General features: G+C 37.9%; 5 protein-coding genes. 3 read left to right on the top strand and 2 right to left on the bottom strand.

Translation table 11 applies throughout. The features are described 5' to 3' along the window. Positions 1–155: 155 nt before the first annotated feature. On the top strand, positions 156–1,469 hold the full coding sequence (locus tag ACTBZY_RS12530; protein WP_463046673.1) for a SusD/RagB family nutrient-binding outer membrane lipoprotein: 1,314 nt from the start codon (positions 156–158) through the stop codon (positions 1,467–1,469). Positions 1,470–1,569: 100 nt separating this feature from the next. Further along, positions 1,570–3,474: an ABC-F family ATP-binding cassette domain-containing protein gene (locus ACTBZY_RS12525; RefSeq protein WP_463046672.1), complete on the top strand. Its 1,905-nt coding sequence runs from the start codon at positions 1,570–1,572 to the stop codon at positions 3,472–3,474. Here ACTBZY_RS12525 and ACTBZY_RS12520 read toward each other — a convergent pair. Continuing rightward, on the bottom strand, positions 3,471–4,604 hold the full coding sequence (locus ACTBZY_RS12520) for a hypothetical protein (protein ID WP_463046671.1): 1,134 nt from the start codon (positions 4,602–4,604) through the stop codon (positions 3,471–3,473). The two genes, ACTBZY_RS12525 and ACTBZY_RS12520, sit on opposite strands and share 4 nt — an antisense overlap. On the opposite strand from ACTBZY_RS12520, the gene ACTBZY_RS12515 reads away from it, so the two are divergent. Continuing rightward, positions 4,603–5,868 (top strand): type IX secretion system plug protein, encoded by a 1,266-nt coding sequence (locus tag ACTBZY_RS12515; RefSeq protein WP_463046670.1) that lies wholly within the window; start codon positions 4,603–4,605, stop codon positions 5,866–5,868. The genes ACTBZY_RS12520 and ACTBZY_RS12515 overlap by 2 nt on opposite strands. A 2-nt stretch (positions 5,869–5,870) precedes the next feature. On the opposite strand, the gene ACTBZY_RS12510 is transcribed toward ACTBZY_RS12515, so the two are convergent. After that, positions 5,871–8,252 carry an efflux RND transporter permease subunit gene (locus tag ACTBZY_RS12510; RefSeq protein WP_463046669.1) on the bottom strand — a complete coding sequence of 794 codons (2,382 nt, stop codon included), beginning with the start codon at positions 8,250–8,252 and terminating at the stop codon, positions 5,871–5,873. Positions 8,253–8,330: the final 78 nt, after the last annotated feature.

Here is an 8,330-nt window from a genome sequence, read left to right as displayed (position 1 = left end):
TTTCGGGTAGAAACTTATTTATTTGGTCACCACTTAAATATGTGGATCCAGAGGTAAACCTTACAGGAAGTTCAAAAGGAAGAGGATTAGAGTATTTTACAAACCCAGGAACGGGTTCGTACATTGTATCATTGAAATTAGGAATTTAAGAAGAAATGAAGAAAGTCATAATCGTACTACTTAGTTTATTTGCTTTTTCTTGTGAAAAGTATTCGGCGGGTTTAAATGTGGACCCCAATAACTTTACCGATGCACCAGGAGAATCTATCATTGGACAGGCTAATTTAACTTGGTTACTTATCACTGAAGGAGAAACCTCAAGAATGGCTGGAATATTTTCAGATCAGTTTACAGGTTTTAGTAATCAGTTTGTTAATTACAATGTTTATGATGTGAAATCGGTAGATTTTGATGGCATATGGTCAGGTAATTATTCTGGCGGCATAGCTCAAACGAGGATAGTCCAAGAAAAGGCTATTGCTGCAGGAAATACTACTTTGCTAGGTGTTTCTCAGATAGTGGAAGCTGTAATGGCGGGCGAGCTTTCTGCTCTTTTTGGAGATATACCTTTTTCGGAAAGTGCTCAGCCCGTAGCTTTTCCAAATCCAAAATATGATCCGCAGACTCAGGTTTTTGCGGCAGTACAGAGTTTATTGACTCAGGGTATAGCCAATGTCGGCAATGCCAAAGTAAGTGATTTTTATGGCAGCCCTGTTTTTGTTGCAAATAGTGCCACTTGGGCACAAGTAGCCCATACTTTGAAAGCTAGATATTATTTGATAACTAAAAACTATCAGGCCGCTAGAGACGAGGCCAAATTAGGGGTTTCTAGTAATGAGCATAGCTTAAAGGCTTTTCATTCAAGTCTATCAGGTCAAAGAAACCTTTATTATCAGTTTGGAATAGAGCAGCGTGGAGGTTATTTGACGGCCACAAGGTCTTATCTTAGAAAAATACTCAACTTATCAGATACCTCTGTAGACCGCGTTTTATATACTCCTGGTGATGAGGTTAGGTACAGCCATTATTTTTCGGGAAATGAATTAAATTATACTACAGGTGGGTATTTTGCTCAAGATGCGTCTTTCCCGATTGTGGATTGGTACGAAAACCTTTTCATTTTGGCGGAATCAGAGTTAAGGTTAGGAAATGAGGTAGAAGCTAGAAAAGCTTTCAATGCCGCTAGAGCTGGTCTGGCGAAGAAATATAATGCATCATTCCCAGAAGTGGCAATAGGTGGAAATACACTTTTGAAGGTTATTCTTGAAGAAAAGTATATTACGATGGTGGGTTCTCCTCAAGTTTATAATGACTTAAGAAGAACCAAAAATCTTTTAGGTATTCCCGTTAAAAGTAGTACGGCTACTAATATACCTCAGCGTTTTCTTTATCCAGCTGTGGAAATCAATACCAATAAAAGTTTTCCGGGGATTATAAGCTTATATACACCTACCACCGTTAATCAATAATAGTTTAAAGCTGGTATTTTGGGCTAAGATTAAAGCGGGCTTTTTATTACAGTTATGTCTAGCTACCTTTGCAGGCTCATTTCAAAATCAAAATTAGCGAATGTTAACCATTCACAATCTCTCCTTTTATTTCGGTGGTCGTGCCATCTTTGAAGACGCAAGTTTACAGGTCAAACCTAAAGACAAAATAGGTTTGATTGGTCTTAACGGAAAAGGCAAGTCCACATTACTAAAACTCATAGTAGGGGAGTATGAACCAGATGCCGGAAGCATATCAAAAGCGGGCGATGTCACTTTTGGCTTTTTGAATCAGGATTTGTTGTCCTACGAATCAGAAGAATCTATCTTACTGGTGGCCATGCAGGGTTTTGGACGAGAGTTGGAACTTCAAAGCCAGATTGATGAAACACTTCATGAAATGGAGGTCAATTATTCTGACAAGCTGGTAGAGAAGTTGGGTGATTTACAAGAAGAGTTTGATATCCTTGGAGGTTATACCATTCACGCTAGGGCAGAGGCCATATTAGAGGGTTTAGGTTTTAAAACAGCCGATTTAAATAAACCACTTAAAGAGTTTTCTGGAGGGTGGAGAATGCGTGTAATGCTAGCAAAGCTTCTATTACAAAAGCCTTCGGTACTTCTTTTAGATGAGCCTACCAACCACTTGGATTTACCGACTATAGAGTGGATTGAAAAATATATTCTTAATTATGAGAATGCTGTTGTTGTGGTTTCTCATGATAGAGCATTTTTAGATAATGTTACTACTACTACGGTAGAAGTTTCTCAAGCAAAATTGATTCATTATCCAGGCAATTATTCCTTCTTTTTAGAGGAGAAAGAGCTCAGAAATGAGATTCAACAAGGAGCTTATGAAAACCAACAAGCTGAGATAAGACAAACGGAGCGTTTTATTGAAAGGTTTAAAGCCAAAGCTACCAAGTCAAGGCAAGTACAGTCAAGAGTAAAAGCTCTGGCAAGAATGGATGTGATTGACGAGGTGTTAAGTGATGACGCCAAAGTACATTTTAGGTTCAAATTTGGTACTCAGCCTGGCAGGCACGTCATGCGTTTAGATAATATTTCTAAAGCCTATGGCAATAAGGTTATTCTGAAAAACACCACGGCTCACATTGAAAGAGGGGATAAGATTGCACTTATAGGAGCCAATGGAAAAGGGAAGTCTACTTTACTTAGAATAATAGCTGGTACAGAAGAGCATGAAGGTCAAAGAGCTTTAGGTCATAACGTCAATTTCTCTTTTTATGCACAGCATCAACTAGAGTCGCTTCATATTAATGAAAGCATGCTGGAAGAGCTTAAATATGCTGACCCCTCTAAGTCGGAAACAGAGCTAAGGTCGGTTTTAGGTTGTTTCTTATTTGGTGGAGAAGACGTATTTAAAAAGATTAAAGTACTTTCTGGTGGGGAGAAATCTAGAGTAGCCTTGGCAAAAGTATTAATATCTGAAGCCAATTTCCTTTTATTAGATGAGCCTACCAATCACCTTGACATGCAGTCCGTGAATATTTTGGTGCAGGCTTTGGGGCAATACGAAGGAACTTATGTGGTAGTTTCTCACGATAGGCACTTTGTGTCTCAAGTAGCTAATAAGATCTGGTATATTGACAATCAGGAAATCAAAGTATACCCAGGTACACTGGCAGAGTATAACAGATGGATTGCAGAAAGAGAGGCTAACGGAATTACATCTGAGCCTACAGCTCCAGAGATAGAATCTGAACTATCTAAAAAAAAGAGCTCGCATAGAGATAAGTCAAAAGACGAGTTGAAGCGGATAGAAAAGGAAGTAGAAACACTTGAAGAGAAAATTGAAGAGTTGGAAATCCAGAGGACAAAAATTGAAGTTAATCTTGCTTCTAAAGATGTTTTTGGCAATCCAGATAAGCTAGCTCAGGAAAATAAGAAATATGAGAAAGTCAAATTTAACCTTCTTCAAACCACAGAAAAGTGGGAGGCCAAGATGTTAGAGTTAGAGGATTAATTAACCATCAACTTCTTTGTTATTTTCTCTCCGTTTGAATTTTTGAAGTGCAAGAAATAGAGACCTTCCTTCAAATCCGAAAAGGCTTGGAAGTTTTGTCCCATAATATTTCTAATACTTTTCAATTCAAGCGACGCACTCTTTTGAATGTTTAAATCCTGCCCAGCCGATAAGGGGTTCGGATAAACGCTTACATAACTGGCATCCACGTCGTAAAAGACTTGAATGATTATTGAGAAGTCATTGGTGCCGTCAAAGTCTTTCTGCTCAAGTCTATAATAGTTTGGGCCTGGAAATGGCCTTTCATCTATGAAAGCGTAACTATTAATGTCGTTCGAGTCTCCCGCTCCATCAATACGGGCTATAGTCTCAAAGTTCACGGCATTTCTGCTTTTCTGAACTTCAAAACCTTGGTTATTAGTTTCTGTGGAGGTTTGCCAGTGTAAGCTGATTGCATCCGTCTTAGCTTTTCCCTCAAATGAAATATAGTTAACATCAAATGCTCCAATGGAGAGGTTGGAGTTTCTGGCAAAGTCTGTGGAATTGTTACCTGTATCTCCACCAGTTCTATACAGCACCGTACTATTTGAGTTCATGTCTGGAGCCGCTGCAGTTTCAAAGGCGTTTGCAGATCCATAGCCTAACATATCGGTAAGTAAAAGTCCAGTGACAGTAACTAAAGTTGGGTCGGAACCCGGATAAGGAGTGACTATCCCTCCAGGGTGTTCAAAAACGGCAAGCTTTCCACCACTTAGTGCAAGACCAAAGGCTCCACCCAAGGAGCCTGTACTCGTATCAAAGGAAGTTAGTGGTTTACCAATACTATTGGAAGTCTCTACCTTAATAAAATAGTAAGCTCCAGAATTTATGGTTACATCTGGTAGCTGAAAAACATCCCAAGGGCCCGAACCGGTATCACTTTCATATTGTAAAGACCAATTTGTTCCTGTATTTAAAGGCGTGCCTCCGTTATTATACAAAACCACATAATCATCTTGATAGGCTGCTCCTGAATTTCCACCACTGCCGTATACTTGATAAATGATTAGATTTGCCGAGGAGGACAATGAAAGAAAAATTAAAAAGAATGTTAAGCACTTTTTATAGGATAATGAGGTTTTTAAAAGCATGAGGATATTATTATTATTTCTGTTGTTTAAATTTACAACATTTGTTTCAGATGGCAAAATGAATGATATCATAGATGATATGGTCTTTGATGTCGATTTGAAGACCGTTCAACTTTACGCTTTCGGGAATGCCGCTAAACTTCCTGGGTTAAGTTCAAGGGTTTTAAATATGAATGCTAACGACAGAATGGTGCTGGAGTTTGATGACTTAAAAGCCTCATACCGTCAATTTCACGTTAAAATTCAGCATTGCAATAGGGATTGGACGCCTTCCAGATTAACAGATTTGGAATATTTATCTGATTATAATGATTTTATAATCAACGATTATCAAATTTCTCAAAACACCAAAATACCGTACTTTCACTATGGCTATATTCTACCAGAATTAAAAGCCTCTGGTAATTATGTGTTGTTTTTGTATGAAGATTACATTTCTGACTCTCCGTTGGCAAGCTTGAGATTCTCGGTAGTGAACGCACAAGTGGGTATTTCAGCCAATGTACAGCAATCGCAAGATCCTGCTTTATGGCAGACTCATGAACAGGTAAATTTCGAATTGAACTATAATAACTACTCAATAAGAGATCCTAGAAATGATTTTGAGATTTTAATCAGACAAAACTATAGAGATGAAACAACTAAAACGGGATTTAAGGCCTCATCGCTTAATGGTTCTCTGAGGACTTTGACCTATAGGTTTTTTAATAACGAGAATTCGTTTCCAGCTGGAAATGAATATAGATATTTAGATTTAAGAAGTAATTTCAACAAAGGGGATAACATTGCCAAGATAAAACAGGGTAGGGAAGATCAGGTTTGGCTCGTGCCTCAGAGTACAAGATCACAGAGAACTTATCTAGAATCTGTTGATTTGAATGGTAGGTTTGTGGTACAAACTTTAGATGGAGACGAGCCTGCCACCAGTGCAGATTACATGCATGTTCATGCTGGATTTAAAAGCCTCATGCTTAGCCCAAATGAAAAGCTGTGTATCTTGGGAGGATTTAATCGGTACAACTGTTCAGAGACAGGTGAAATGCATTATGATAATACTTTTCAAGGGTACACCACCACATTTTTATTAAAACAAGGAATGTATGATTTCCAGTTTGGTGTGGTCAATAGAGACGGTAAAACCAACTTTGAGCTTTTTGAAGGTAACTTCTCAAATACAAAAAACGCTTATGAAATCTTTGTGTATCATAAGGCTCCTTCATCAAAGTCGGATTTACTCGTAGGCTATGCTCTTATAGAAGAGTAAAATCAGTTTTTATCTGCAGCTTTATTTTGACGTCTATCTAAAGTCATCAGAAAAGATGGTAGTAGAATAAGATTTGAGATCATTCCAATTAGAAGCGTCATTGAAACTAAAAGACCCAAGAATACGGTGCCTTTAAATCCTGAAACTACATATATTCCAAAACCAAAGAAAAGAATGATAGCAGTATAGAACATACTGATTCCAGATAATTTTATCGTTTCACTAACGGCCTCTGGTATGCTCTTTCCACTTTCTATTTCCTCTTTGTATTTAGTGAGGAAGTAGATTGTACCATCTGAGGCTATACCAAATGCTATGCTAAAGATAAGGATAGTAGTAGGCTTAAGCGGAATTCCAGCAAAACCCATTACACCAGCAGTGATTATTAATGGAATGATACTCGGAATGGTGGAGATGAGTACTGTTCTAGCATTTAGAAACTGCGTAGCCATGACTAAACTCACCAAAATGATGGCTAGTATAGTGCTGTCTCTAAGGTTCCTTAAGAGATAGTCATTTCCTTTTGTGAACACCACGCCATTTCCAGTAAGCTTGGCGTCTATTTGGTCTTCTTTCGGAAGCCATTCTTCAAACTCGCTGTCATAATTAAAAATAGTGTCTGTTCTGGCTTGTAAGTCTTCCACCATTTCTGCCATTCTTACAGTGCCTACATCGCCACTTTGATAACTAATACGCGTATATCTGTGCGTACTATCCATAAAAGAACTCATGAGCTCCGCTTTTCCATTTGCCATTCCAGAATAGGCTGCAAGCTTATTTAATTCCAGTGCCCCCGGCAGTCTGAAATATTTTGGGTCGCCGCCTCGAAATCCTTGATAGACAAATTTAATGGCTTCAACCACGGAAATAGGATTGGTAAGTTCTGGGTATTTGGCAAATTCCTTTTGGACTGAACTGATTTTGGCAAGTATTACAGGATCCAAAGCTCCATTTTCTGCTTTGGTGTCAATGCTTACTTCTATGGGTACTATACCTTTGAAGTTTTCTTCAATAAACTTAAGGTCTGTGAAAACGGGGTCGTTAGCAGGCAAATCGTCCACTAGATGGCCTACGCTTTTTATCTGAATCATTCCAAAAACAGAGAGTACTACCAAAACGCCAATAATCCAGTAAAGTTTTGTTCTTCTATTGTGAACAATAAAATCTACAGATTCTAAAAATTTACTAATGTTCTTGTTTTCCAAATGCCTCACATGTTTGGCTTTGGGTTTTGGGTTATAGCTAAAGATAATAGGAATTAGAATTAAAGAAATGGCCCATGTAGCCATAACCGCAATTGAAGCGACTAAGCCAAACTCTAACAATAGAGGACTTCCTGTGAAATAGAAAACAAAAAATCCTATAAAAGTGGTCAGATTAGCTATGAAAGTAGTTTTACCTATTTTCTCAATGGATACTTTAAGGGCTTTTATCTGATCTTTACACTTTAAGAATTCCTCTTGATATTTATTGATCAAAAAGATGGAATTAGGAATTCCAATGACCACAATGATAGAAGGAATTAGACCTGTCAGTAAAGTGATTTTATAACCAAAAATTTGAATCAAACCTACGGACCACAAAACAGATATAGCAATAACCAAAAGAGCAAAGAAAACTACTCTGAAAGACCTGAAGAAAAGAAAAAGAATAATAGCGGTTACCAAGAACGCCAATATCATAAACTTGGCGACTTCTAGGCTTACTTTAGCCATGAAGTTGGTTCTTACAAATGGCATCCCAGAAAAATGTGGTTTTATACCTGTTTTTGCTCCAAAAGCTTCTGCGAATTCTTCCACTCCCTGGGTGATAGACATGCGGCCCTTGGAATTCATTTTTTCCTGGTCAAATGTTACGGCCATTAAATGGGCTGTACCATCATCATTAAACAAGAAGCCTTTGAAAAAAGGAATTTTAGCAATCCTTGTTTTAATACTGTCAACCTCGGCTTGTGTGCTTGGTCTTTCGGGTGAAATTTTAATGAAATTGAATTTTTTCTCTACATCATCTGGTCTAATTTCAAACAGATTACAGATAGAAGCCACATTTTTAATGCCATCTATTGTTTTCAAGCTTTCACCTAAATCATACCAGGCATTGAATGTTTCTAGGTCATATATGTTGTCAGATTTAACCGCAATCACCATCACGTTTCCATCTTCTCCGTATCTATCTTTGAAAGCTTCGTAACGTTGGTAATGCTGGTCTGATTGTGGTAAAATCTTGGGTAATTCGTAGGAAAGTTGCAGCTGAGTGGTCATGTATGCCATGAAAGCAGTTAGAATGCTTATGATAACTATCCATGTGATCCGGTTATTGAGTATGATGTCTGCAACTTTCTCCCAGAAGTTTTGAAGAAATTGAAATTTCTTTTTTGACGGCATAAAAAGGCTTAGTGATTAGGTTTTTAAATGCGGACGCAAAAGTAAGGAAAAATGCCCAAAAATCACCTAACGGGCTGT

This window comes from Arcticibacterium sp., assembly GCF_055134445.1.
The sequence above is the reverse complement of the archived record's forward strand: the minus strand, read 5'-3'. Positions and strand labels throughout refer to the sequence as shown.